A 23761-nucleotide genomic window follows, 5' to 3' on the forward strand; every position below is an offset into this window, starting at 1 on the left:
TGCGGGTCCACGCCGGGCGCTCACGCCAGATTCGGACCCCTGGTAGCGGCCTCGACGCACGCCCTACCTAGTCTGCGCCGATGAGCTCCCGCTCAGTTGCCTTCTCGTGCCCCGGCACCGAGCAGGTCGCCTCCGGCTGACGGGTGAGCGTCCACGCCTCGGCCCACAGCGCCCGCCATCGATCAACGTCGCCCCCACACGCCCGGACGAACGCTTCGGTGACGCTGAGGGTGGGCAGCTGTGCGCCGCTGGCGGCGGCGGACAGGCACGTCCGGGAGGAGTAAGCCTGGCGGGCCATCTGCCGGTACGTGGGGTTGCCGGCCGCGCGGCGTAGCTCGCGCAGCCGCTGGGCGAAGCCGACGACGATGGGGTTGTCGCCTCTGACGGGCTGTTCATGTCGACCCATGGTCATGTCCCTTCGTTGCGGTGGCTCAGCACTGCGGACGTGAGCGCTCAACGGATGTGGTCGGCGCGGTACCGGGCGTGTGCCGCGGCGAGATGACCTGCGGTATGGGCGGTGCTGATGAGGACCGACATGTTGGCCCGGGAGGAGCGCCCCTGCGTCGCCGTGTCGACGGCCCGCATCAGGTACTTGGTGATGGCGTTGCCGCGCACCCCGTCGCGTCGGGCAGCCGCCATGGCTTCGTCGATCGCCTGGTCGACATCGGCGTCGTCCACCGCGTCCTCGGCGTTGACGGGCGTGGTGATCAGAAACGAGCTGTGGTTGCCGAGCGCCCAGTGGTTTTCCACCGCCCGGGCGATCGTGGTGGCGTCGTCGAGGCGGCAGGGACTGGGGAAGCCGCTGGAGATGCAGTAGAAGGCGGGAAAGTCGTCCGAGCGGTAGGAGACGACCGGCACCGAGAGTGTTTCGAGGTACTCCAACGTCAACCCGAGGTCAAGGATCTTCTTGGCGCCGGCGCAGACCACAGCGACCTTCGACCGGGTGAACTGGATGAGGTCCGAGGAGATGTCCATGCTGGTCTCCGCGCCTCGGTGGACACCACCGATGCCGGCTGAGGCGAAGAACGCGATACCAGCGAGGTCGGCCGCGACCAGTGAGCTGGCGACCGTCATCGCGCCCAGGCCGCCGCGGGCGAGTACGGTCGGTAGGTCGCGGGCGCTGACCTTAGGTATGCCCGGTGTGGAGGCGAAGCGTTCGATGTCGGCGGCGGTCATGCCGACCCGGATGGCACCACCGTCGACGGCGATCGTCGCCGGTACGGCACCGCCGGATCGCACCGCCTCCTCCACCTTGCAAGCGGTGGCGGCGTTGTTCGGGTAAGGCAGGCCGTGGGTGATGACGTTGGACTCGAGCGCCACCACGGGCCGGCCCTCCTTGCAGGCGTCGGCGACCTCCTCGCTCAACTGCACCGGGATGGGGGGATGGGCGTGTTGCCTCATGTTCGCTCCTCGGTCGGGGGACGCTGGCAGGGTGTCGGACGGTCGGTCCGGGGTCATTCGTCGGCGACGGCCTCCAGCGCGATGGACACCGACTCCTCGTCGCATCCGAAGGCTCGGGTCATGGCCTGGGTGACGGCGGCCACCAGGCGGCTGTGCTGCTCGTCGGTCAGGGCGACCTGCAGGTGTGTGATGCTCACGTGTGGCCGGACCTGCCGGCCGGAAGGTACGGGAAGCGCGGCGATCAGCTCGTCGGCTCCCGGCTCCCGGAGCACGGAGTAGTGGTCGGCGGTCAGGTCGACGACGGTGGGGGCGAGACTCCTGCGGGCTGCGTCGGTGTCGAGGAAGGAGTCCTCGTCGCCGCGGGTGCGTAGAACCGTCACCGGGGCGTTGATCGGCCGTCGGGCGATCTCCACGTCGGTGTGGCGCAGGCCGTACGTACGCGCGACGACACGCGTGATGCGCCGCACGAGCGGAAGGTCGAGTCCGCCGAAATGACGGTGCACGAAGCGGGTGAAGGTGTCCTCGTCCACGACGGTGGTCAGGCACTCGTCCACCAGGGGGCCGGTGGCGGTGCCCGCGAAGACGGAGAACAACACGGCCAGATATCTGCGGTTGTCAAAGCTTGCGACGTCCTCGCCCGGCTGATTCGCCACCGCGCGCAGTCGGGGTGAGCCGGGGGCGATGAGGACGAGTTGGTCGACCTGTTGACCGGCCTGCTCCAGCTGGTATGCGGCTTCGTAGGCCACCCGGGAGCCGAAGGAGTAGCCCCACAGTGTGTAGGGGCCGTGGGGTTGCCGTTCCCGGATGGCGCGCACGTCCTCGGCGGCCATGCGGGTGATGGTCCGGTAGGGGTCCTCGCCGGCGTTGACGCCGTAGGCCTGCACGCCGAGGAAGGGTCGTCCGGCCCGCGTCGCCAGTGGCCGCAGGTTCATGGGGTAGCCGCCGAGGCCCGGCCAGCAGTAGACGGGTCGGCCGGCGCCGGTGGTGGCCAGGGGCACCAGTCGTGACCTGTTCACCTGGTCCCGGTCTTCGAGGCGCGAGGCCAGTTGCGCCACGGTGGGGCACTGGAAGATGACCTGCAGGGGAAGCGACGCGGCGAATTCCCGGTTGAGCCGGTTGATCAGTGCGACGGCCATGAGGGAGTTGCCTCCGCAGGCGAAGAAGTCATCGTGGATCGACACGGCGTCCTGTCGGGTGGCTTCCCCCCACAACTGTGCGATCTGCCGCTCCATGTCGGTGCGCGGCGTCACGAACGGTGGTCCTGTCTGCGTGGCGGTGGCCGCTGCGGTGGCCGCGAGCGCGGCGAGGTCGGTCTTGCCGTTCGCCGTGAGCGGCATCCGGTCGACGATGATCACCTTGTTGGGGATCATGTAGTCAGGGAGTCGCTCGGCCAGCTCGTCTCGGATGAGTTCCGCCGGCCCCTTCATGTGGACGGCGTCCTCCTTCATCCCGCGGCTGGCCACCTGGTCCTGGCTGACGAGGCCGCCGACGGCGAAATAGGAGGGCCCGCTGGGCTGTCCGCAGCGGTGCAGGATGCTCCGGATGCGATGGGCGGACGGCAGGTCGTGGCCGCTCTCGGAGCTGTAGCCGGATGACATGAACCCGAAGCCGAGGTCGTTCATGGACAACCGCTGCAGGACGCGGCCGAGGTCGATGTAGCGCCGCCATCGCGTCGACGTGGTGCTGATCAGGCTGATGCCGATGCTGGCCCGGTCGTACACCTGTTGGTTGATGGCGATGACGTGGTGTCGGAGCACCAGGGCGTCGTCGATCCGGGTGAGCTCGTCGTCGCGGTAGGCGTACTGGCCCGGGGGCAGGTCGACGTCGTGGTCCGGGTGCACCTGGACGTAGACGTCGATCTCGTCCCGTGGTGCCGGCGCGTGGGGCGTCAGGGTGAAACTGCCCAGGTACAGGTCGTCGGTGGTGCAGTCGAGGTGCCGCATCAGCTGCGGTGTGTGCTTCGCCGCGGTGACGGCGAGCCCATACTCGGGCAGGATCTGCTCAAGCATGCCGACCATGTGGCCGGTCTCTATCTCAAGGACCTCCCGGATGTTGTTCTTGTACACCGGTTCGATGGCGTGTCGCCTGCCGACGAAGTGCAGTCCCACCTTCGGCTCGGGCCCTGCGGCGAGTTCCCGTATCAGGACCAGCTCGTGCGCGATCGGGTGGTAGTAGTAGTAGCCGGACGGCTGCCCCCACAGGTGGTGGATCTCCAGGTAGAGCTGCGTGGCGTTGAGGGCTCCGGGGGAGGCGTAGCCGAACTTGGGCAGGAGCCGTTCGTCGCTGACGAACTGCCCGAGGTAGCGCATGATCTCACCGAAGGTGGACAGCTCGATCTGGTCGAGCCGGCGCGGCGTGTGTGGCTGCTGCAGGGGGCGCAGCAGGTTCAGCAGGGCGGCCCGGGACACGGGTGGGCCCTCGTAGAATCGGTAGGTCTTGCGCGCGAAGACCCGCCGAACCTGCTCCTGCGTGGGTTCCGCCCCCGGCAGGGCGAGCACCGGGCGGCCGGCGAGCTCCTCGGGAGTGCGCACTCCGGCGTGCGACAGCTGGGCCCGTACCTGCAGTCTGCTCTCCTTCGACTGATGGTGGGCGCCGTGCCGGCCCTGGTCCATCAGCGCCGCTTCGCGGGGGTTGAGTTCGACGAAGGCGAGCAAATGGGGTTGCTGGGTGCGGGGGTCGTCGCGGACGAGCAGACCGGCGTGTCGAACCCACTGGTGGGCCTCCACCGCGAGGCGGACCTCGTCCAATTCAATGCGGAAGCCGCGCAGCTTCACCTGGTTGTCGACACGTCCGACGAATCGGGCGGTGCCGTCGTCGTTCCAGGCGGCCAGGTCGCCGGTGCGGTAGAGCCGCTCCCTGGTGGTGGGGTCGGTCACGAAACGCTGCGCGGTCAGGGCGGGCCGGTGCAGGTAGCCCCGGGCGAGTTGGACGCCGCCGATGTGCAGCTCGCCGACGGCGCCGGCGGTCACCGGCTCCTTGTCGGGGCCGATGATCACGTAGTGGGTGCCGGTGACGGGTCTGCCGATCGGCACGGACTGCGCCTCGTCGTCAAGGGCGCCTGGTTCGACGGCGAAGGAGGAGGAGTTGATCGTGCATTCGGTCGGCCCGTAAAGGTTGACGAGCCTGGCGGAGTGCGCCTTGAGACAGTCGCCGGCCAGCGAGGTGGACAGAGCCTCCCCGCCGGTGAAGATCTGTCGCAGGGAGGTGCAGGTGCCCAGTCGTTCGGTGTCGATGAGGGCGCGGAGCAGGGTGGGCACGCACTGTAGGGCCGTGACCTGGTGCCGTCGGACGGCATCGATGATCCCCTCGGCGTCGCGGTGCAGTCCCGGTGTGCCGGCGGCGACGGTGCTGCCGCAGGCGGGGGCGAGGATCTCCCACTGGGCGGCGTCGAAGCTCATGGGGGTCTTCTGGAGGATGACCGCCTCACCGATGCGGTAGGTGGCGTGGAGCCACCGCAGCTGGCTGACGATGCTCCGGTGCTCGATCATCACCCCCTTCGGCTTCCCGGTGCTTCCCGAGGTGTAGATGACGTAGGCGAGATCGCGTGGTCCGGGCCGGTGGTAGGGCCCATCGGGCGGATGCGGGTCGTTCGCTGTGCTCAGTGGGACGAGGTGCGTGCCGGGCGGCACCAGGTCCGACAGCCGGTCGATGAGTTCGTCCTGGGCGACGATGGTGCGGAGCCGGGCGTCGGTCGCCATGTAGCGCAGGCGTTCGTCGGGGTAGTCGGGCGCCAGCGGCAGATAGGCCGCTGACGCGTAGAGGATTCCCCAGGCGCCGACGACGAGGGCGGCCGACGGCTCGGCGAACAGCCCGACGCAGTCGTCGGGGCCGGTGCCGAGCGCGCGCAGGTGCGCCGCCAGAGCCTTGGCCCGGTCCGCCAACGCGCGGCGGGTGATTCGTTCCGGTCCATGGATGACGGCGACGGCGTGGGGATCGACGTGTACCTGCTCATCGAGCAGATCGGGCAGGCAGGCGGTGTCAGGGTCAGGGGCTCCGGTGGTGGCTGATGTGGTGATCATGCTTCCCCCTGTGGTGGTGATGCTTCACCGGGAGGTCAGCGCCGGGGGAACCACCGGCGCTGGCGCGGGTGGCGTCGACGGCGGGGACGACCTCAGTTGGGCGAGGGCGACGGCGGCGATGATGATCAGGGCTCCGATGAACTGGGTCAGGTTGAGCCGTTGGTCGAGGAAGATGAGGCCCAGAACGCTGGCGACGATGGGGCTGACCAGGCTGAGGAAGGAAACGGCCAGGGCGGGCAGGCGATCGATGCCGCGGAACCACACGGCGTATCCGAACAGTGAGCCGGCGACCGCAAGGTAGGACAGTCCGGTCAGATTCCGTCCCGTCAGATGGCTCGGTAGTCCCTCCACCGCGAGGGTGACGGGCAGCAGCACGAGGCCGCCGGCGGTCAGTTGCCAGCCGGTGAACTGGAGCACGCCCACTCCGGCCGGTCGCGCCCACCGTTTGGTCAGGACGATCCCGGACGCCATGCTGGCGGCGCCGGCCAGGGCCGCCGCGACCCCGATGGGATCCAGGACAGCGGTCGGACGCAGGACCAGCAGGGCGACGCCGGTGGCCCCGAGCAGGCAGGCGGCGAGGTGTAAGGGGCGGATCCGGTCGCGCAGGAGCAGGGCCGCCAGGACGAGCACGAGCATCGGCTGGAACGACATGATCAGGGCCGCCACGCCGCCGGGCAGCCGGTAAGCGGCGATGAAGAGGAGCAGGAAGAACAGCCCGATGTTGAGCGTGCCCAGCACCAGCGCCCGCCAGATCCACGCGCCTCTCGGCAGGACTCGACCGAAGGCCAGGAGGACCAGTCCGGCCGGCAGTGCGCGTGCGACGGCGGCGAGGTACGGGCGGCCTGCCGGAAGCAGTTCGGTGGTGACGAGGTAGGTGCTTCCCCAGATCGCGGGGGCTAGGGCGGTGACGCCGATGTCGCTGACGATGCCGCCGCGTCTCATCGCGGTTGGTCCGTCCCGAAGTACCGGTCACCGAAGTCTCCGATGCCGGGAATCATGTAGGCGTCCTCGTTGAGTCGTTCCTCCACGGCAGAGGTCACGATCCGCACTCGCGGGTGCTGTGCGTGGACGGCGGCGATGCCTTCGGGTGAGGACAGCAGGTTGACGAACACGATGTCGTCGTCGGCGACGCCGTGCTCGCCGAGGACGGTGATTGCCGCGAGCGCGGTGCCGCCGGTGGCGAGCATGGGGTCCAGCAGCAGGACGTGGGAGGTCGCGATGTCCGGCGGCAGGGCGGCGTAGTAGAAGCGCGGGAGTTTCGTCACCTTGTCTCGCTGCAGGAGGATCTTGCCGATGCGGGAGTGGGGGAGCATGGCGCGCAGTTCGGCTTCGATGCTCTCCCCGGCGCGGGCGACGGACACGCCGCACGTGGGTGCGGCCGGTCGTAGTCCGCGATAGGTCTGCCCGACGGGAGTGCGTACCTCTCGGGGCTCGACGGGCAGCAGGTCGAGGGCGGTCTCGAGGAGCAGGCGGAAGATCTGCGCGGAGGTTTGTACGAAGTCCGCGCGGGCGGCGTCGCGGTCCCGTATCACGGTGTGCAGCGACCGCAAACGGTTGGTCTGGGGCAGGAGGTGCAGCTGCGTGACCGGGGCGGTGGCGGTGTCGGGCATGGTTCAGTCCCGTTCGGTGAGGGCGGCGAACGCCTGACGCGCGGCGGAGACGAACTGCCGCACCTTCTGGCGGTCCTTTCGGCCGTGGGAGTCCTCGAGTCCGGTGTGCGCGTCGACGGCGGCCGGGCGGACCTCGGCGATGGCCGCGGCGACGTTGTCGGGGTTCAGGCCGCCGGCGAGCATCAGCGGCTTGGGGGCGACGCGGACCAGTTCGGCGCTGATGGACCAGTCGTGGACGAGGCCGGTGGCCCCCTTGGCGCCGGTGGCGGGGTTGAAGGTGTCGGTGATGTACATGTCGACCCACTCGGCGCTCTCATCGACGATCTTGACGAGTTCGTCGATGTTGTCCGCCTTGACCACGAGGCTCTTGAGGACGGTCAGCTCGGGGGCGATGTGGCGCAGCTGCCGCAGCTGCGTCGGAGCGACGTCGCCGTGCAGCTGCACGGCCGTGACGCCGAGCTGCGCGCAGAATTCCTTGATCTCCTCGGCCTCGGTCAGGTAGGTGATCAGGACGCCGCGGTGGCGGGGCTGGATGGCCTTGACGATGGCGGCGGCTTCGGCCTCGGACAGGTCCTCGTTCTTCGCCGGGAGCCGCAGGGCGAAGCCCAGCCACTCGGCGCCCTCCTCGCAGATCATGTCTGCCTCGTCCTGGTCGATGATCCCGGCCACCTGGATGAGTCCCTGCATCTGCTGCTCCTTCTGATGAATGCCGGCCGGATATTCATCGGCGGATCGCTCCGACACGGCGCGCCTGGAAAGTCAATCGCATCGATTTCCGCCGGCTGATGCCCAACGTTATATCGACTTATGTCAATCGAACAAGGGTTTATGTGTCCGTCTCGGTCGGCTGTCACTTATCGTGGGACGCGCCAGGGCGCGGCCGCCGTCGGGCGTTGCAGCCCGGCCGGCGCGGCATGCCCCGAGGCTGATTCCGGGAAAATCAAATGGTCTATCCGCGCTCCGTGGTGGTGAGGTGATAGCGCAGCGGGAACAGCGACAGGGTGTCCCGGCGCGAAAGTCCGCCCCACAATCCGCGGGGAACGAACAGGGTGAAGAAGATTGCCATCACTCCAAGGCCCACCAGATACCAGGCGCCCTGATCGCCGAAAGCCGACTCGACCGCGAAGAACGCGACAGCGCCCAAGACCGGCCCTTCGAGCGTGCCGATGCCACCGACCAGGACCATGAAGATCAGATAGGCCGACCAGTGAGCGCCGAAGATCGATCGTGGCTGGACAAAGAGCGTGTTTGCCAAGGTCAGCGCACCGGCGGCACCGCACCCGACAGCGGCGAGCACGTACACGCGCACGCGCGCGGACCAGGTCCGCACCCCCGCGGCAGCCGCCGCCTGCTCACTGTCCCGCGCCGCCTGCAGGGCGATCCCCGAGCGGCTCCGCAACAACAGGAACAACGCTCCGAACAGCAGCACCGCGGCGGCCAGCGCCAACCAGTAGGTGTAGGCGTGCCGAACCGGCGGGGGATAGGCGTTCAACCCGCGCAGCGACGTGCCCGTGCCGCCGCCGAGGTCATCGTCGAGCATGACGAGCAGCGCGGCGGTCTCGGCGATCACCCAGGTGCCGACCGCGAACTGGCCGCCCCGCAGGCGCAGCACGACCGGTGCCAGCACCACCGCCAGCACGCCGGCGGCCAGCGGGGCCAGCACGATCGCCGCATACGGCGCCAAACCCTGCTGCGTCAGCCAGATCGTGGCATAGGCTCCCACCCCGATGAAGCACTGCTGGCCTACCGAGACCAGGCCCGCGTAGCCGGCCAGGGCGTTCCACATCGTGGCGAGCAAGATCAGGGTCAGCAGCTCGGTGCCCTGCTCGACGACGGTGAGGCCGAAGACCTGCGGCACGGCCGCGGCCATCAGCAGCACTGCGGTCAGAAAGATTCCCCGGGCCCGCCAGGACCGGCTTGACCTGCGGACCGTCGGGGCGGGCGTGGGCATCGATGCGACGGTTGTCATGCCCGCACGCTCCTGAGGACAGTGAGCCGTCCGCGAGGACCGGTCAGGACGGCGAGGAAGACGAGATGGCCGGCGAGGATCGCGTACTGCGGATCGATCGTGGCGCCGACGGTCTGCGCCACACCGAGGACCATGCCGCCGACCAGCGTGCCCCGCAGCGACCCCAGGCCGCCGATGACCACGGCCTCGAACGCGAAGATGAGCTGGGTGGGACCGCTGGACGGATCGAAGGTGGCGTGCATCGCCAGGAACGCCCCGGCCAGGGTTGCCGTGCCCACCGCCAGCGCCGTCGCCTTGGCGTACACCGACTCCGCCGGTATCCCCACCAGCTCCGCGGTCTCCGCGTCCTGTGCGGTCGCCCGCATCTCCCTGCCGGGCCGGGTCCGGCGGAGCAGAATCTCCAGACCGCCCAGCAGGGCGACTGCCACCGCCAGGACAAGAAGTCCGAAGTACGGCACGGTCAACTGGTCGTTCACCCGCCAACTCCCCACCGAGATCTCTCCCGCCGCGGCACCGAGACTGCGCACGTCCGGGGAGAAGATCTGCAACATGAGGTTCTGCACCACGATGGCGAGGCCGAAGGTGGTCAGCAGCGGGGTGAGCTCACCCCCGCGCAGACTGGGCCCCAGCAGCACCCGGTGGAGGAGGTAACCGAGGACCAGCATCACCGGCAGGGCCACCGCGAGGGCGAGGAAGGGGGACACCTGTGCCTGCGTCGCGATCAGCCAGACCGCGAAGGCGCCGAGCACCGCGAGGTCGCCGTGGGCGAGGTTGATGATCCGCATCACCCCGAACATGAGAGACAGTCCGCAGGCGAACAGCGCGTACAAGGCGCCGAGCAGGACGCCGTTGATGACGGCGTTGGCGATGGTCATGTCCGCTCCCTCGAGGCGTCGGCCGGTACCGCCGACTCCCGGATCCCGAAGTAGGCATCGACCACCTGCTGCCGGGTCACTGCGTCCGCCGGCTGCGCGAGCACCATCTGGCCCTCGCGCAGACACACCACCCGACCAGCCGCGGACATCGCCCGGGTGAGGTCCTGCTCGACGAGGATCATGGTGACGCCCTCCGCGGCGAGGGTGGCGAGGCTGGCGTAGACGTCGGCGACGGCCGCCGGTGACAGGCCGAGCGACACCTCGTCCACCAGCAGCAGCCGCGGGCCGGTCAGGAGTGCCCGGGCGATGGCGGTGGCCTGTTGCTGACCGCCGGACAGCGACGATGCGCGCTGCCGCAGCAGTGGGCGCAGCATGGGAAAGGCCGCCAGCACCCGATCCAGGTCCCAGCGCGTCGTCCGGGAGCGGCCGGCGGCGACGAGGAGATTCTCCTCAACGGTCAGGTCCGGGAAGAGCCGGCGGCCCTCCGGAACCAGGGCGATGCCCTCCCGCACCCGCTGGTACGCGCGCATGCCGGTGACGTCCCGCCCGCCCAGGGCGATGTGTCCCGCCGTCGCCGGGTGCGCGCCGGCGATCGTCCGCAGCAGGGTCGACTTCCCGGCGCCGTTCGCGCCGACGAGACTCACCACCTCGCCGGCCCGCACCGTCAGGGACATCTCGCGCACGGCGGTGAGCAGGCCGTGCCGGGCCGTCAGGTGTGTCACGGTCAGCAGCGGCCCGTTCACGGCGTACGCTCCTTGGCGTGTACTCCCGGTTGCGGGCCCAGGTAGGCCCCGACCACCACGTCGTCGTCGAGCACGGCACGCGGCTCACCGTCGGCGATGACCCGACCTCCGTCGAGGCAGACCAGGCGGTCGACGACCCGCAGCAGGACGTGCATGACGTGCTCGATCCACACGATCGACGTGCCGCCGGCGCGGACTTCGAGGATCAGGTCGACGAGGTCCTCGGACTCGGCGTCGGTGAGCCCGGCGGCGATCTCGTCGAGCAGCAGCACGCGCGGCCCGGCGGCCAACGCGCGGGCCAGTTCCAGACGCTTACGGTGCAGCAGGCCGAGCGTGTCGGCGCGTCTGTTGGCCAGCGGCAGCAACCCGCACCGCTCCAGCACCGTCACGGCGCGCTCGTACGCGCGTGCGGTGGGCAGCTGCGCCCCGTGCATGGCGGGTACCAGGACGTTCTCCAGGACGGTCAGGACGCCGAAGGGGCGGGGGATCTGGAAGGCCCGGCCGATCCCACGCCGGCACCGGGCCGCCGGGTCGAGCCGGGTGACGTCCTCATGGGCGAGAAACACCCGGCCCTGCGCGGTGGCGACCGCCCCGGCGATCACGTTGAGCAGCGTCGTCTTCCCGGCGCCGTTGGGGCCCACGACACCGAGCGCCTCCCCGTCGGTGACCCGAAGGTCGACCCCGTCCAGAATGCGTACGCTGCCGTAGCTCACGACCGCGGTCTGCACGCGCAGGATGTCGGTCATCGCGCTCACCGCAGGGGCTGCAGCCGTGTGGTGACCGGCACCATCGGGTCCGACGAGTTCTCACAGAGGACGAAGTCGAGGGGGAACTGGCTACCGGCGGCGGACGCGCGCCACTGGCCGCCGAGAATGGGGGTCGCGACGACGTTGGCGTTGGGCCCGCTGCCCCAGTGCAACCGACCGACGGGCGTCTCCACGTCGAGGCGGGCGATCGCCTGGGCCACGGCCTGGCGATCCTGCGGGTCGCTCGCGGCGGTGAACGCCGCCGCGGCGGCGTCGAAGAGGGCCAGGCTCGGACCGAGCTGCTGGTTCCACTGTTTGCCGGCGGCCTTTTGATAGCCGTCGCCCAGCCGCTGGGATGACACCTTCGTCAGGGAGGAGGTGTACGGGAAGGCGGGCGTCCAGTAGGCGGCACCGGCGAGGCCGACCCCGATCGGGCCCAGGGACTCGACCTGTGAGGGGAACACACCGGTCTTCGCCGTCTGGGCGATCTTCGGGTGGTAGCCCTGCTGGATCGCCTGCCGCCAGAACGTGGCGAAGTCGCTCGGGATCGGGAACGTGCTGAAGATGTCGCATCGTTCGGCCTTGAAGCGGGCGATCTGCGACGAGTAGTCGTTGGTGCCGTCGGTGTAGGCGCCGGGGTCGACGACGGTGTATCCGCTCTTGGTCAGCAGCGGGCCGAGGGTCTGCCGGATGGCGTTGCCGGTGGAGTCGTTTGGCCACAGCACCCCGACCTTGCGGTTGGTGGCCACCTGCGGCCACAGATGGGTGTAGGCGTTGTGGAACTCGGCCACGCCGAAGCAGAAGTGGTAGGTGTAGGTGAAGGCCTTCTTCTGCTCCGGCTTGCCGCCCCGGCCGAAGTACCAGGACTCCCACGGCACGACCGTCGAGATGCAGGGCACCCCGGCGGCCTCGCAGGCGTCGGACACCGGGTTGACCGTCTCCGCGGTGGAGGTGGCCAGCATAAGGTCGACCTGGTCGGAGTTGATCAGGTCGTTGGCGACCCGCGCGCTGTGCTGTGGATCGGACTGGCCGTCGCGGTCGAGGATCTCGACCTGGTAGGTGTTGCCACCGACGGCCAGTCCCGACGCGAGCGCGGAGCGCGCGAGCTCCAGCACGTAGCTGTCGGACTCGCCGAAGGACGCCGCGGGTCCGGTGCGGGGACTGACGAAGCCGATCTTCAGGCTGCGTGAGCGGGCGCTGCTCTTCGCCCCCGCGCCCACCTGGCAGGCGGCCAGCGCCGGACTGGACAGGGCCATTCCGGCGGCGGCGAGGCCCGCCGTGCGGAGAAGTCGGCGGCGATCGTATGTGCCGTGGATTTCGCCACGGGGCATCTTGCTCATGTGATCTCCAGGTGGCCGGAGCAGTCGGTTCGACGAAAGAACCGTAGGAAGTGCTGACGCGGATGGACAGGCCCATGTACGCCGTCACGCAGGTGCCACTTTCACGGGTAGTCGCATCTGCGGCAGGCGCGGTGCTAACTGCGGAGGTCGGCACGTGAATCACATTCGAGATGTCACTTGTGGAATCCTCGGGAACTTTTTATTAAGAAGCGCGGGCGGCTGAGCGTGAAACGGCGTCGATCGGCGGACACGCCGTTTCTTGGATGCGCCGGAGACGGCGGTTCGAGTTGTTATCAATGCGGCGAGGAGGTCCACTGTGACGCACAGTTCCATGCCCGCCGCGGCCATTGCCGCCGTCGATCCACACCCGCGTAGCCAGATCGCCCTGCGCGGTACCCATATCGAGTACGTCGACGTGGGGAGCGGGGATCCCATCGTCTTTCTGCACGGGAACCCCACCTACTCGTATCTGTGGCGCAACATCATCCCATCCGTCACTGATCAGGGGCGGTGTCTTGCCCCCGACCTCGTCGGCATGGGCGGATCCGGCCCGGCGCCGGACGGCCTGTACCGCTTCACCGACCAGGTCGGCTACCTGGACGCCTGGTTCGACACGGTCGTCGGCGACCGGCCCGTCACGCTGGTGCTGCACGACTGGGGGTCGGCGCTGGGCTTTCACTGGGCGGCCCGCCACCCTGACCGGGTCCGGGCGATCGCCTACATGGAGGGGATCGTGCAGCCGCGGCTGTGGAGCGACTTCGAGGCCGGCCGGGACCAGCTTTTCCGCGCTATGCGCTCACCGGACGGCGAGCGCATGGTGTTGCAGGAAAACTTCTTCGTCGAGGTAGTTCTTCCCCGCAGCGTCCTGCGGTCTCTGTCCGACGTGGAGATGGACCACTACCGGCGGCCCTTCCGCGACCCGGCCTCCCGGCAGCCGACCCTCATGTTTCCCCGGGACCTGCCCATCGAGGGTGAGCCGGTGGATGTGGCCGCGATCGTCGAGGAGTACGGCGCCTGGCTGGCCACGTCGCCGGTGCCGAAACTGCTTGTGGTCGCCCACCCGGGGGCGCTGCTGACCGGACGTGCCCTGGCCTTCGCCCGCACCTTCCCCAATCAGCGCGAGGTCACCGTCGCCGGGAGTCACTACGTACAGGAGGACTCGCCCGCCGAGATCGGCCGCGCCCTGCGGGATTTCGTGATGAGCCGGTGAGACCGAGCCGGGGCGGGGCGGGCAGGGGGACCCGACCCCGCCCCGGTGGTCGCTCATGCCGACGTGGTGGCCGCGTCCCGCTCGGCGGCATCGGTCGCCGGTCGATTCGTCAGCTGTCGCAGGACCGACTGCTCGGTACGCGTGCGCGCCACGTCCAGGCCGCCGTCGTCGTCGGTCAGCAGCAGGTCGGCGAACTGCGCGCGCACCTCCCGCTTGAGCACCTTGCCGGTGACGCCGAGGGGGATCTTGTGGTCTCCCTTGGAGATCACCGCGGCGGCCAGCTCGTGCCGGCCGGCTGCCCGCAACGCGCGGTTGACGACGGTCAGTAGCTCCTCGGCCGACATGTTCGCCTGGTCGATGAGCCGCAGGGCGGCGATCGGCGCGAACGAGGTCGGCTCGATCGGGTCGATGACCCCGACGACCGCGCAGTCGACGACGAGCCGGCACGCCTTGAAGATCTCCTCTTCGAGAGTAAGGCTGTACACCGGTCCGCGCCGGGTCGTGATCACGTCCGTGGTGCGGTCGTAGTGGTAGAAGCGACCCTTGTCGTCCTTGAAGCCCACATCGCCGGTCAGCCAGTAGCCCTTGCGGATGGACTTGTGGGTCAGCTCGTGATTACCCCAGTACCCGAGGGTGACCGTCGGCGTGTGTACCGCCAGGTAGCCGACCTCGTTGGGGCCGAGTTCCCGGCCGTGCTCGTCGAAGACCACGGCGTCCTCGACGATGGGCTCCGGGTAGCCGACGCAGCGTCCGTACACGTTGGTCTTGGGACCGTGAATGTTGAGGAACAGGGCCATGCCCATCTCCGAGGCGCCCAGCCCGTCGAGGTACTGCGATCCCGGCCGCCAGCTGCCGTTCTCCCGGTGCCGGCCGAGGCGCACCAGCTCCCGCACGTGCGCTTCGTGGGAGGCGTCCGCGGTGCTGATCCACGTGGTCACGTGCGCCGCCGCCGACGGCTCCAGGCCCAAGGCGATCATCTCGCCGAACGTGATCGGGAAGCCGGTCACCACGCTGGGCTTCCACCAGCGCATCGCCTCCGCCACCGTGGCCCCGTCCTGCGACTCCATCACGAGAGTGGGCAGGCCGATGAGCGTCGCCATCATCATGTAGCTGTAGCCGGACGAGTGCGACGCCGGGAACGCCAGCAGCATCCGGTCGTCCGGGCCCGACGGCAGCGTCATGATCCGCGGCCGCTTCCCGGCGAAGAACTGACGGTGCCCGAACGTGGCGGCCTTGGGCATGCCGGTGGTGCCCGAAGAATGCGAGATGAGCACCGGGTCGCGGTCGCCATGGCGGTAGGGGTAGACACCGGGCAGCGGCCCGGCCGGTGGCGCGGCGTGCATCTCCTCCTGCGAGGCGGTGAACCGGAAGGGACGGGCCCCTTCCATACCGGTCAGCAGGGGACCCAGCTTGTCGGCGTCGACGACGACACCCACCGCGTCGAGCCGGTCGAGGTACTTCGCGGCGGTGTCCGGCACCATGTTCGGGTTGATCACGGCGGGGATCGCCCCGATGCTGTTGAGAGCCAGGAAGTGGATGAAGCTGGCCATGCCGTTGCGGGTGAACACGCCGACCCGGTCGCCGTGGGTGACGCCGGCGTTGTGGTACCACCGGGCGTAGCGTTCCGTCTCGTCCCGAAGCGTCGCGAGGCTGTAGACGATCAGGTCATCGGGTCCGCCGCCGGGCGGGAGGTGGTGGAACAGGGCGGCGTCATGATCCTGCCCGCGCTCGAGGGCGTGCCACAGGAAATCACCCGCACCCAGCTGGCGGGTGGCCAGGAGCTCCAGTCGGGCCCGCAGTCCCCGGTGCGACCGGCCGAAGTGCATGCGCGGGACCGATGCCAGATGACGCTGTAGTGACCTGAGCTTCATGGTGCCTCCTCGGTGCTTCGGTGCGGCCAGATGGCCTCGGGGTCGGGGATTGGTTCCTTCAGCGCGTCGAGGTGCGCGCGCCACTCGTGCAACCGACGCTCCTGAGGGGGAGCGGTCGGCCGGCCGTTGATGTGCGTCAGGACTCGGATGCCGTGCAGGGCGCTGGTGATCCACACCTCGCTGTCCAACAGCTCCGCCACACTGGGCAGCCGGTATCGCACCGGGATGCCGAGTTCCGCGCAGCGGGCCAGGATCAGCTCCCGGGTGACGCCGGGCAGGATGCGTCCATCGTTCGGTGGCGTGTGCAGCGCGTCCGACGCCCACCAGTAGATGCTGCTGAACGCTCCCTCCCGGACCAGACCTGTGTCGTCGAGCAGCAGCGCCTCGTCGGCGCCTTCGTCGTGGGCGGCGGCCCTCACCTTCTCCAATTCTTCGAAGTCCGGCCCCTTGATGTGGGGCAGCCGCCGGGGATCCGGGTGCGGCCACAGCCACCCCCGTGCCTGGATGCCCAGCGGTGGCGCGGGACGCAGCCGCAGGGCCAGGCGTTGAGTAGGGCCGAGATGCAGTTCGATGCGGGGAAACCACACCCCCGAGCGGGGCAGGGCGGTGGTGACGGACGCCCCGAAGCGCGCCACCCGGCGCGCCGGGACACCGAATCCCTGCACGGCGGAGCAGAAGCGCCGCCAATGCAGTCGGTAACCCCGTGTCATTCCGTGCTGCAGGAGCCAGGAGTCGGCGACGACGGGTCGGTACCGACTGTCCTCGAACCCTTCGCGGATCTCCGTTTCCCACAACAGCAGGGGGGTGACCCGAGTCGCCGGCGGCATCTGTCCCTCCGGTCCGCAGTGGATCGGCGATTGGCTGGGCCGACCATAGGACCGGCGTTCGTCGCCGTTCCAGTGCCACGTTGCGGGGCATACCCGGGCCACTTGGCCTCACGTCGCTTTGGTTCCTCGGGCACGAACGATGTGGCCCTGTACCGCTGGTAGCCGGATGCCTATCGTCGCCACTTAGCGTGACTGCTGTTCACGTTCGCCGCTATCAGCAGGTCCTTGCGGTCCTGTCCGGCCGTGCGTCGCATTCCTGCGAATCGACAGCCCGGACCGCGGCCCGAGCCGCTGCGTTTCCAGCCAGGAGAGGGGAGATCGCCGTGACCGCCGTCATCGAACCGAGCCAGGACGTCTACCGGGTGGAGGAGTTCGTCGAGGCCGCCCGACAGCGCGCCGGAGTCTCGGATTTCGAGTTCGCGCACCTGGACGCCCTCGAAAGGCTGCTGCGGGCCCTGGACACCGAGGGCGGCCTCAACCCGGCCGGCCGCAAGTCGGTCCGAGGCGCGCTCGTCGCCGCGTTGGCGACGCAGGCCGCGGCGCACCGGGCGCGGGAGAAGAACCCGGAGATCGCGTCGGCTGAGATCCACAAGCCGGTCTTCATCACGGGCATGACCCGCAGCGGGACGACGTTGATGCACAACCTGCTCGGCCAGCACCCCGACCTGCGCTATCCCGAGCTGTGGGAGCTGATGGCGCCGGCGACCGACGACCGCAGCGAGGCGACCAGGCAGGCGCTGATTCAGGCCGCCGAAAATTTCTGCGTCGACTACTACACCGTCGCTCCCCGGCTCAAGGCGGTGCACCTGTGGGAGCCGCGCCGCCCGGACGAGGACCACCGGCTGACCGCGCCGACGTTCAAGACGATGGCGTACGAGCTGCGGTACACCGTGCCCAGCTACGGCGAGTGGCTCAAGACCCAGGACCAGTACGACGCCTACGACTACCACCGCTACCTGATGCAGCACATCGTCTGGCGAGTGCCCACCGACACGCTCGTGCTGAAGGACCCCTTCCACCTGTGGCGGGCCGACGCCCTCATGGGCACCTACCCGGACGCCCGCCTGATCTACATGCACCGCGCTCCGGGAGTCACCATCCCGTCGACGTGCAGCCTGACCGAAATCATCCGACTCGCGCGTGCCGACGAGGTGGACCGTCTTGCGCTGGGTAGGCTCTGGACGCAGCGCTTCGCGGAGATGCTCGACCTGTTCACGCAGGCCGAACGGGATCACCTGAACAACACGCCGGTACTCGACATCGACTACCAGCGCCTGATGGCCTCGCCCATCGCGGTGATGGCGGACATCTGCGACTTTCTCGGCGCCCGCTGGGATGGTGAAGTCGAGAAGGCGTTCCGGGACTACCTCGCCGAGAACCGGAAGGACAAGCTCGGCAAGCACGTCTACCGGGCCGAGGACTACGGCCTCAACGCCGACGAGCTCGACGAGCGCTTCTCCGGATACCTGACCAAATACAAGATCGGAGGCCGGGCGTGAGCTCTTCCTCGGGAAACACCGCGCTGGAAATGGTCAGCGAGGAGGTCCGCTCCTTCGCCGAGTCCGTGCAGGACGCCGACAAGGTCACCGTGGGCATCGTGACGCCCCTGTCCGTGCCCGGCGATCCGACCGCCGGCACGTTGACCGTACGAGGTGCGCTGATCGGCGCCGAGTATGTACGGGACCACGGCGGCATCCGCGGCGGGCAGCAGTTCGAGTTCGTCGTGCGCGACGACCAGGAAACCGTCGCCCTCGACGGAGGGACGATGCCCCGCTCGGCGGTCGGCGCCATGGCGAAGGTGGCGATCGTCGACCGGGCGCTGGCCATCCTGGGACCCTGGCACCTGCGGTACACCGAGGAGGTCGCCGAGTTGGCCGACCGGATCGGCGTCCCCCTGTTCATCGAGAACGCCCACCCGGCCGTCACCGCGAAGAAGCACCGCGTGGTCTTCCGGACGTTCACGTCGATGGCCGAGCGGGCCCCCGTGCTCATCCGCTTCGCCGCTGACCAGGGCTTCAAACGAGTTGGCCTGATCCACGCCAACACCGTATTCGGCAAGATCGCTGCCGGTCTGCTCAAGGCGGAGGTGGAGGCTGCCCCGGAGTCCATGGAGCTGCACTCCATCGAGTTCGACCAGGAGTCGACGCACGACCTGCGGTCGGAGCTGCGGGCTATCCAGCAGTGGAAGCCCGACGTGGTGATCAACGTCGGGGTGGTGCGGACCAACCATCTCATTGTGCGGCAGGCCGCCGAGGTCGGGCTTCTGCCCGACGTGCCGATGTTGGCGCCGTTCCAGTGGCCGCTGCGCGCACCGGACTATTGGAAGGCGCTCGGCGAGCACGGCCTGCACATGGTGTGGCCGGCCACCCAGTTCAGCCCGAGCTGGTCGGGGCTCACGTCGATCGGACGATGGTTCGTGGACCGTTACCGGACCGTCTACGGCACCATGCCACCGGACACGGCGCTGAACGCCTTCACCGACATCACGATCATCGCGCAGGCCCTCGAGAAGGCGGAGCGGGTCGGTCGCGAGGAACTCATCGACGCACTGGAGAACGGGACCTTCGACACCTGGCGCGGACCGGTCTCCTTCCAGCGGGGCGAGACCCACTGGCACCACAGCCCACCGCCGGTGGTGCTGCAGCAGTACCAGGAGATGGACCAGGACATCTCCACCGTACCGATCGTCTACCCGCCCGACCTGCGTACCGCCGCATATGCGCGGCCCGGCAACCCGTCCTGACCGGCTCCATCGCCGGCACCCGTGGGGAGACACACCATGGCGTTCAGTCAGACCGGATCTCAACTGCGCATGTCCTACCTCGACGTTCTCGAGGCCGAAGCGGTGCACATTATCCGTGAGGTGATGGGAACCCTGGATCGGCCCGTGCTGCTCTTCAGCGGCGGCAAGGACTCGGCCGTCATGCTGCACCTGGCCCGCAAGGCGTTCCTGCCCGGGCTCCTGCCCTTTCCCGTGCTTCACGTGGACACCGGACACAACTTCCCGGAGGTCATCGAATACCGGGACAAGGTGGTAGCCGAGCACCAGCTCACCCTGCGGGTAGCGCACGTACAGGACTACATCGACGACGGGCGGCTCGCCGAGCGTGCCGACGGCAGCCGCAATGTGCTGCAGACCGTTCCGCTGCTCGACGCGATTCAGCATCACCGCTTCGACGCCGTGTTCGGCGGTGGACGACGCGACGAGGAGAAGGCGCGGGCCAAGGAAAGGGTGTTCTCCCTGCGTGACGAGTTCGGCCAGTGGGATCCCCGCCAGCAGCGGCCCGAGCTGTGGAACCTGTACAACGGGCGGCACGACTCCGGCGGCCATGTCCGGGTGTTCCCGCTGTCGAACTGGACGGAGCTCGACGTGTGGAACTACATCGCCCGGGAGGGCATCCCACTGCCGTCCATCTACTTCTCGCACACCCGGCAGGTCTTCCAACGCGGCGGGATGTGGCTGGCGCCGGGGGAGTGGGGTGGCCCGCGCCGGGGTGAGCAGCTGCAGGAGCGCCGTGTCCGCTACCGCACGGTGGGCGACATGTCGTGCACGGGTGCGCTGCCGTCCGAGGCGTCCACCATCGAGGCGGTGATCGCGGAGATCAGTGTCTCGCGCATCACCGAACGGGGTTCGAGTCGCGCCGACGACAAGCTGTCCGACACCGCCATGGAGGACCGCAAGAGGGAGGGGTACTTCTAGTGACCGCGACCAGCGTCGAGGCAGCCCGGGACAGTGGGCTGCTGCGACTCGCCACTGCAGGCAGCGTAGATGACGGCAAATCGACCCTGGTGGGTCGTCTTCTCTACGACTCCAAGTCGGTGCTCGCCGACCAGATCGAGGCGGTCGAGGCCGCGAGCCGTGCCCGGGGTTACGAGCAGGCCGACCTCGCTCTGTTGACCGACGGACTGAGAGCGGAACGGGAACAGGGCATCACCATCGATGTCGCCTACCGCTACTTCGCCACCGGGAGCCGCCGGTTCATCCTGGCCGACACCCCCGGGCACGTGCAGTACACCCGCAACATGGTCACGGGCGCCTCGACCGCCCACCTCGCCGTGATCCTCATCGACGCTCGCCATGGGGTGGTCGCCCAGACCCGGCAGCACACGGCGGTGGCGGCGCTGCTGCGCATCCCCCACGTTGTGCTCGCGGTCAACAAGATGGACCTGGTCGGCTTTGACCAGGACCGGTTCGCCGAGATCGACGAGGCGTTCCGCCGGCTGGCGACCTCCTTGGGGATCGCCGACGTGCTCTCCATACCCCTGTCGGCGCTGCGCGGTGACAACGTCGTCGACGCGTCGACCGAGATGCCCTGGTACACCGGTCCCACACTCTTGCAGCACCTCGAGCAAGTGGGGATCGACGACGACCTCACCGCACTGCCGGCCCGGCTGCCCGTGCAGTACGTGATGCCGGGCGACGGGTCGTTGGCCGGTCAGCTCGTCGCGGGTGAGCTCCGTGTCGGGCAGGACGTCCTCGTCATGCCCGAGGGACGACCGGCGGTGATCACGGACATCCACTGCCTCGGCACGGCGACGACCTACGCGCGGGCCGGTATGTGCGTCAGCGTCCGACTCGACGGGGCGGGCGAGGGGCGGCGCGGTGACATGATCGTCTCGACTCTGCAGCCGCCGGCGGCGACGCGACAGATGACGGCGACCGTCTGTCACGTCGCGGAGCGCCGTCTCGCGGAAGGCGCGCGGGTGCTGGTGCAGCACCAGACCAGGGTCGTGGAGGGGAAGGTGACGTCGATCGTCGACCGGCTCGACCTCGCGACGCTGGAGCACACGGCGAACTCGGAAGCCCTGCGCGTCAACGACATCGCCACGGTGGTGGTGGACCTCGACGAGCCCATCGCCGCGGATCCTTACCGGCTCATCCGCGCAACCGGGTCTCTGCTGATCATCGACCCACGTGACGGAGCGACCCTCAGCGCCGGACTTGTCGGTCCGGCGTTCCGATGAATCAACAAAAGGATGTATGTCGGTGCCCGAAGTGAACCGAATCCCGGTGGACATGTTCGTCGACCCTGTCTGCCCGTGGGCCTGGCTGGCGTCGCGCTGGCTGCTGGAGGCCGAGCAGCGGCGTCCCCTGGACGTCCGTTTCCGCATCATGAGCCTGTCGGCTCTCAACGAGGGCCGGCAGGATGTGGACAAGTTCTACCAGCGCAACATCGGGCCGTGGCGGCGGCCGGTCCGAGTGCTGATGGCAGCTAACCAGCACCACGGGCAGGACGCCGTCCGTCTTCTCTACACGGCGATGGGTACCCGTCGGCACGTCAAGGGCCAGCTATACGGACCGGGCCTGTACGAGTCGGCACTCACGGAATGCGGACTGCCTACGAAGCTGGCCGCGGCGGCCGACGACTCGAGCCTCGACGACGCGGTCCGCAAGAGCCATCAGGAAGGCATGCAGCCGGTCGGGCTGGACGTCGGCACGCCGACGATCCATGTGCACATCCCGGGCGGTGAGACCGTGGCGCTGTTCGGGCCGGTGGTCACCCCGGCACCCACGGGGGAGGAGGCCGCCCGCCTGTGGGACGGCTTCCTCCTGGTCGCCCAAACGCCCGGATTCTATGAGCTCAAGCGCAGCCGGACGAGCGGACCAGCGACCCGTTGACGGAGCGTTGAGGGCGGTGCCATCGCCGTGGTGGCACCGTCCTCGCGTCGTGGGCACGGTGACTGTCCTGGAAGGGGACATCGGGCGGTGACTCCGATTAGCGACGAGGTTCTTGCGCGCTACCTGGCCCGGCTGGGCGTGCCCGACCGGCCGGAGCCGAGTCTGACCACACTGATCCGACTCCATGAACGTCACGTTCAGCGGATCTCTTACCACAACCTGGACATCCAACTGGGCATACCCACCGGCGTGGATCCGGTTGCCAATGCTGGGCGGCTCGCGGGTGGCGAGGCCGGCTACTGCTTCCACCTCAACGGGGCCTTCGCCGCGCTGCTGTCGGCGCTGGGCTTTGAGGTGACGCTGCACCGGGGGCAGGTGAAGAAGGGCTCCGCCTTGCCCGGCGGTGTCGCCTTCTCCAACCACCTGGCCATGACCGTCAGTCTGGAGGGCCGCCGGTGGTTCGTCGATGTCGGGCTCGGCGACGGACTGCTGGTCCCCGTGCCGCTGCAACCCGGCGTCGTCAGTCAGCCGCCGTTTCGCTTCGAGTTGGCCCGCACGCCGTGGGGCTGGCGGTTCACGCACGACCCCCGGGGATCGTTCACCGTCATGGACTGGGAGGACCCGGCGGCGCAACCGCAGGACTTCGCCGAGGCCCACCACGCCTTGTCGACCGACCCGAACTCCACGTTCGTGCGCCGGTTCATCGTGATCAGACGCGAGGCGGGGCAGGTGCTGTCGCTGGTGGACTGTGTCCTGACGCACATCGACGAGACGGGCGTGCAGGAGCGGGCGCTGGCCACCTTCGAGGACTGGCGCCGGGAGTTGGAAACCACCTTCGGCATCGAAATCACCGCCAGCAGCACCGCCGCGCTGGTGAACCTCTGGCAGCGGATGCAGCACCGCGTCTCCGCTGCGAGGCAGCGATCCTGGTCCATGGGGCAGGAGTGACGATGCAGATCAGCACAGGACCCGACGGACTACGACGCTGCGGCTGGTGCACCAGCACCGCCGTGTACATGGCCTACCACGATGACGAGTGGGGTCGGCCCCTGCACGACGACGGCCAGTTGTTCGAGCACCTGGCCCTGGAGGTCTTCCAGGCGGGCCTGTCGTGGTCGACGATCCTGCACAAGCGCGACACCTTCCGCGCGTGCTTCGACGGCTTCGATCCGCAGGTGATCGCAGGGTACGACGACGAGGACGTCAGCCGGCTGCTGGCAACCGACGGCATCGTCCGGAACCGGGCCAAGATCGAGGCGACGATCAGCAACGCGCGGTTGGTCTGTGACCTGCCCCAGAGTCTCGACGCGCTGCTGTGGTCGTACCAGCCGACCGGCGGCCGGCGCCGTCGCCCTCGATCGACGTCGGAGGTGCCCGCCCGCACGGCGGAGTCCACCGCGATGGCCAAGGACTTGAAGCGGCGCGGGTTCCGGTTCATCGGGCCAGTAGGCGCGTATGCCTTCATGCAGGCGGTCGGTATGGTCGACGACCATCTGCTCGGCTGCCACCGCGCGGCGCGGGAGTGATCGC

Annotated in this window: 21 protein-coding genes; 8 read left to right on the plus strand and 13 right to left on the minus strand. The window is 68.9% G+C overall.

Annotation, left to right across the window (positions count from 1 at the left end):
* Nucleotides 1–67: 67 nt before the first annotated feature.
* The 11 genes from ABUL08_RS04435 to ABUL08_RS04485 all read right to left on the minus strand — a co-directional run bounded on the left by ABUL08_RS04435 (nucleotide 68) and on the right by ABUL08_RS04485 (nucleotide 12703).
* Nucleotides 68–406, minus strand: a complete 339-nt coding sequence (locus ABUL08_RS04435) for a helix-turn-helix domain-containing protein (protein WP_350934767.1) — start codon at nucleotides 404–406, stop codon at nucleotides 68–70.
* Between the two features lie 47 nt (nucleotides 407–453).
* Nucleotides 454–1401 carry a pseudouridine-5'-phosphate glycosidase gene (locus tag ABUL08_RS04440; protein WP_350934769.1) on the minus strand — a complete coding sequence of 316 codons (948 nt, stop codon included), beginning with the start codon at nucleotides 1399–1401 and terminating at the stop codon, nucleotides 454–456.
* Nucleotides 1402–1454: 53 nt separating this feature from the next.
* Nucleotides 1455–5420, minus strand: a complete 3966-nt coding sequence (locus tag ABUL08_RS04445; protein ID WP_350934770.1) for an amino acid adenylation domain-containing protein — start codon at nucleotides 5418–5420, stop codon at nucleotides 1455–1457.
* A 24-nt stretch (nucleotides 5421–5444) separates the two neighbouring features.
* Nucleotides 5445–6362 carry an EamA family transporter gene (locus ABUL08_RS04450; RefSeq protein ID WP_350934772.1) on the minus strand — a complete coding sequence of 306 codons (918 nt, stop codon included), beginning with the start codon at nucleotides 6360–6362 and terminating at the stop codon, nucleotides 5445–5447.
* Nucleotides 6359–7030: a uracil phosphoribosyltransferase gene (gene upp, locus ABUL08_RS04455; protein ID WP_350934773.1), complete on the minus strand. Its 672-nt coding sequence runs from the start codon at nucleotides 7028–7030 to the stop codon at nucleotides 6359–6361. Before upp ends, ABUL08_RS04450 begins: the two co-directional genes overlap by 4 nt.
* 3 nt (nucleotides 7031–7033) lie before the next feature.
* On the minus strand, nucleotides 7034–7774 hold the full coding sequence (locus ABUL08_RS04460) for a phosphoribosylanthranilate isomerase (RefSeq protein WP_350934775.1): 741 nt from the start codon (nucleotides 7772–7774) through the stop codon (nucleotides 7034–7036).
* A 205-nt stretch (nucleotides 7775–7979) separates the two neighbouring features.
* A complete protein-coding gene (locus tag ABUL08_RS04465; protein ID WP_350934776.1) occupies nucleotides 7980–8999 on the minus strand; it encodes a branched-chain amino acid ABC transporter permease in 1020 nt (339 codons plus the stop codon).
* Nucleotides 8996–9874: a branched-chain amino acid ABC transporter permease gene (locus tag ABUL08_RS04470; RefSeq protein ID WP_350934778.1), complete on the minus strand. Its 879-nt coding sequence runs from the start codon at nucleotides 9872–9874 to the stop codon at nucleotides 8996–8998. The genes ABUL08_RS04465 and ABUL08_RS04470 overlap by 4 nt, the downstream gene beginning before the upstream one ends.
* Nucleotides 9871–10617 (minus strand): ABC transporter ATP-binding protein, encoded by a 747-nt coding sequence (locus tag ABUL08_RS04475; protein WP_350934780.1) that lies wholly within the window; start codon nucleotides 10615–10617, stop codon nucleotides 9871–9873. Before ABUL08_RS04475 ends, ABUL08_RS04470 begins: the two co-directional genes overlap by 4 nt.
* Nucleotides 10614–11363 carry an ABC transporter ATP-binding protein gene (locus ABUL08_RS04480; protein WP_350934782.1) on the minus strand — a complete coding sequence of 250 codons (750 nt, stop codon included), beginning with the start codon at nucleotides 11361–11363 and terminating at the stop codon, nucleotides 10614–10616. The genes ABUL08_RS04475 and ABUL08_RS04480 overlap by 4 nt, the downstream gene beginning before the upstream one ends.
* A 5-nt stretch (nucleotides 11364–11368) precedes the next feature.
* Nucleotides 11369–12703, minus strand: coding sequence for an ABC transporter substrate-binding protein (locus ABUL08_RS04485; protein ID WP_350934784.1), 1335 nt, complete (start codon nucleotides 12701–12703; stop codon nucleotides 11369–11371).
* Nucleotides 12704–13019: 316 nt separating this feature from the next.
* Here ABUL08_RS04485 and ABUL08_RS04490 point away from each other — a divergent pair, with 316 nt between their 5' ends.
* Nucleotides 13020–13913 (plus strand): haloalkane dehalogenase, encoded by an 894-nt coding sequence (locus ABUL08_RS04490; protein WP_350934785.1) that lies wholly within the window; start codon nucleotides 13020–13022, stop codon nucleotides 13911–13913.
* Between the two features lie 53 nt (nucleotides 13914–13966).
* On the opposite strand, the gene ABUL08_RS04495 is transcribed toward ABUL08_RS04490, so the two are convergent.
* Nucleotides 13967–15739: a class I adenylate-forming enzyme family protein gene (locus ABUL08_RS04495; protein WP_350934787.1), complete on the minus strand. Its 1773-nt coding sequence runs from the start codon at nucleotides 15737–15739 to the stop codon at nucleotides 13967–13969.
* Between the two features lie 41 nt (nucleotides 15740–15780).
* Complete coding sequence (locus ABUL08_RS04500; protein WP_350934789.1) at nucleotides 15781–16611, minus strand: aminotransferase class IV; 831 nt, start codon at nucleotides 16609–16611, stop codon at nucleotides 15781–15783.
* A 323-nt stretch (nucleotides 16612–16934) separates the two neighbouring features.
* Between ABUL08_RS04500 and ABUL08_RS04505 the strand changes: the two genes are divergently transcribed.
* From ABUL08_RS04505 to ABUL08_RS04535, 7 genes are all read left to right on the plus strand, one after another.
* The gene (locus tag ABUL08_RS04505) at nucleotides 16935–18110 is read left to right on the plus strand and encodes a sulfotransferase family protein (RefSeq protein ID WP_350934790.1); all 1176 of its coding nucleotides are present in this window, start codon (nucleotides 16935–16937) and stop codon (nucleotides 18108–18110) included.
* Entirely contained in the window at nucleotides 18107–19354 is a 1248-nt protein-coding gene (locus ABUL08_RS04510; protein WP_350934792.1) for an ABC transporter substrate-binding protein, read from the plus strand. The genes ABUL08_RS04505 and ABUL08_RS04510 overlap by 4 nt, the downstream gene beginning before the upstream one ends.
* 36 nt (nucleotides 19355–19390) lie before the next feature.
* Nucleotides 19391–20311: a sulfate adenylyltransferase subunit CysD gene (gene cysD / locus ABUL08_RS04515; RefSeq protein ID WP_350934793.1), complete on the plus strand. Its 921-nt coding sequence runs from the start codon at nucleotides 19391–19393 to the stop codon at nucleotides 20309–20311.
* Entirely contained in the window at nucleotides 20311–21576 is a 1266-nt protein-coding gene (locus ABUL08_RS04520) for a sulfate adenylyltransferase subunit 1 (protein WP_350934795.1), read from the plus strand. Before cysD ends, ABUL08_RS04520 begins: the two co-directional genes overlap by 1 nt.
* A gap of 52 nt (nucleotides 21577–21628) precedes the next feature.
* The gene (locus ABUL08_RS04525; protein ID WP_350938490.1) at nucleotides 21629–22231 is read left to right on the plus strand and encodes a mycothiol-dependent nitroreductase Rv2466c family protein; all 603 of its coding nucleotides are present in this window, start codon (nucleotides 21629–21631) and stop codon (nucleotides 22229–22231) included.
* 87 nt (nucleotides 22232–22318) lie between these two features.
* Nucleotides 22319–23179 carry an arylamine N-acetyltransferase family protein gene (locus tag ABUL08_RS04530; RefSeq protein WP_350934797.1) on the plus strand — a complete coding sequence of 287 codons (861 nt, stop codon included), beginning with the start codon at nucleotides 22319–22321 and terminating at the stop codon, nucleotides 23177–23179.
* A gap of 2 nt (nucleotides 23180–23181) precedes the next feature.
* Nucleotides 23182–23757, plus strand: coding sequence for a DNA-3-methyladenine glycosylase I (locus ABUL08_RS04535; RefSeq protein WP_350938492.1), 576 nt, complete (start codon nucleotides 23182–23184; stop codon nucleotides 23755–23757).
* The last annotated feature ends 4 nt before the right edge of the window (nucleotides 23758–23761 follow it).

This window comes from Micromonospora sp. CCTCC AA 2012012, assembly GCF_040499845.1.
Classification (GTDB): Bacteria; Actinomycetota; Actinomycetes; order Mycobacteriales; family Micromonosporaceae; genus Micromonospora; species Micromonospora mangrovi.

Coding starts and splice junctions, on each gene's coding strand:
- cysD (WP_350934793.1), top strand. CDS start 19,391: ATGGCGTTCAGTCAGACCGGATCTCAACTGCGCATGTCCTACCTCGAC.
- ABUL08_RS04445 (WP_350934770.1), bottom strand. CDS start 5,420: ATGATCACCACATCAGCCACCACCGGAGCCCCTGACCCTGACACCGCC.
- ABUL08_RS04465 (WP_350934776.1), bottom strand. CDS start 8,999: ATGACAACCGTCGCATCGATGCCCACGCCCGCCCCGACGGTCCGCAGG.
- ABUL08_RS04485 (WP_350934784.1), bottom strand. CDS start 12,703: ATGAGCAAGATGCCCCGTGGCGAAATCCACGGCACATACGATCGCCGC.
- ABUL08_RS04535 (WP_350938492.1), top strand. CDS start 23,182: ATGCAGATCAGCACAGGACCCGACGGACTACGACGCTGCGGCTGGTGC.
- ABUL08_RS04440 (WP_350934769.1), bottom strand. CDS start 1,401: ATGAGGCAACACGCCCATCCCCCCATCCCGGTGCAGTTGAGCGAGGAG.
- ABUL08_RS04525 (WP_350938490.1), top strand. CDS start 21,629: ATGTTCGTCGACCCTGTCTGCCCGTGGGCCTGGCTGGCGTCGCGCTGG.
- ABUL08_RS04495 (WP_350934787.1), bottom strand. CDS start 15,739: ATGCACTTCGGCCGGTCGCACCGGGGACTGCGGGCCCGACTGGAGCTC.
- ABUL08_RS04435 (WP_350934767.1), bottom strand. CDS start 406: ATGGGTCGACATGAACAGCCCGTCAGAGGCGACAACCCCATCGTCGTC.
- ABUL08_RS04450 (WP_350934772.1), bottom strand. CDS start 6,362: ATGAGACGCGGCGGCATCGTCAGCGACATCGGCGTCACCGCCCTAGCC.
- ABUL08_RS04480 (WP_350934782.1), bottom strand. CDS start 11,363: ATGACCGACATCCTGCGCGTGCAGACCGCGGTCGTGAGCTACGGCAGC.
- ABUL08_RS04500 (WP_350934789.1), bottom strand. CDS start 16,611: ATGCCGCCGGCGACTCGGGTCACCCCCCTGCTGTTGTGGGAAACGGAG.
- ABUL08_RS04470 (WP_350934778.1), bottom strand. CDS start 9,874: ATGACCATCGCCAACGCCGTCATCAACGGCGTCCTGCTCGGCGCCTTG.
- upp (WP_350934773.1), bottom strand. CDS start 7,030: ATGCCCGACACCGCCACCGCCCCGGTCACGCAGCTGCACCTCCTGCCC.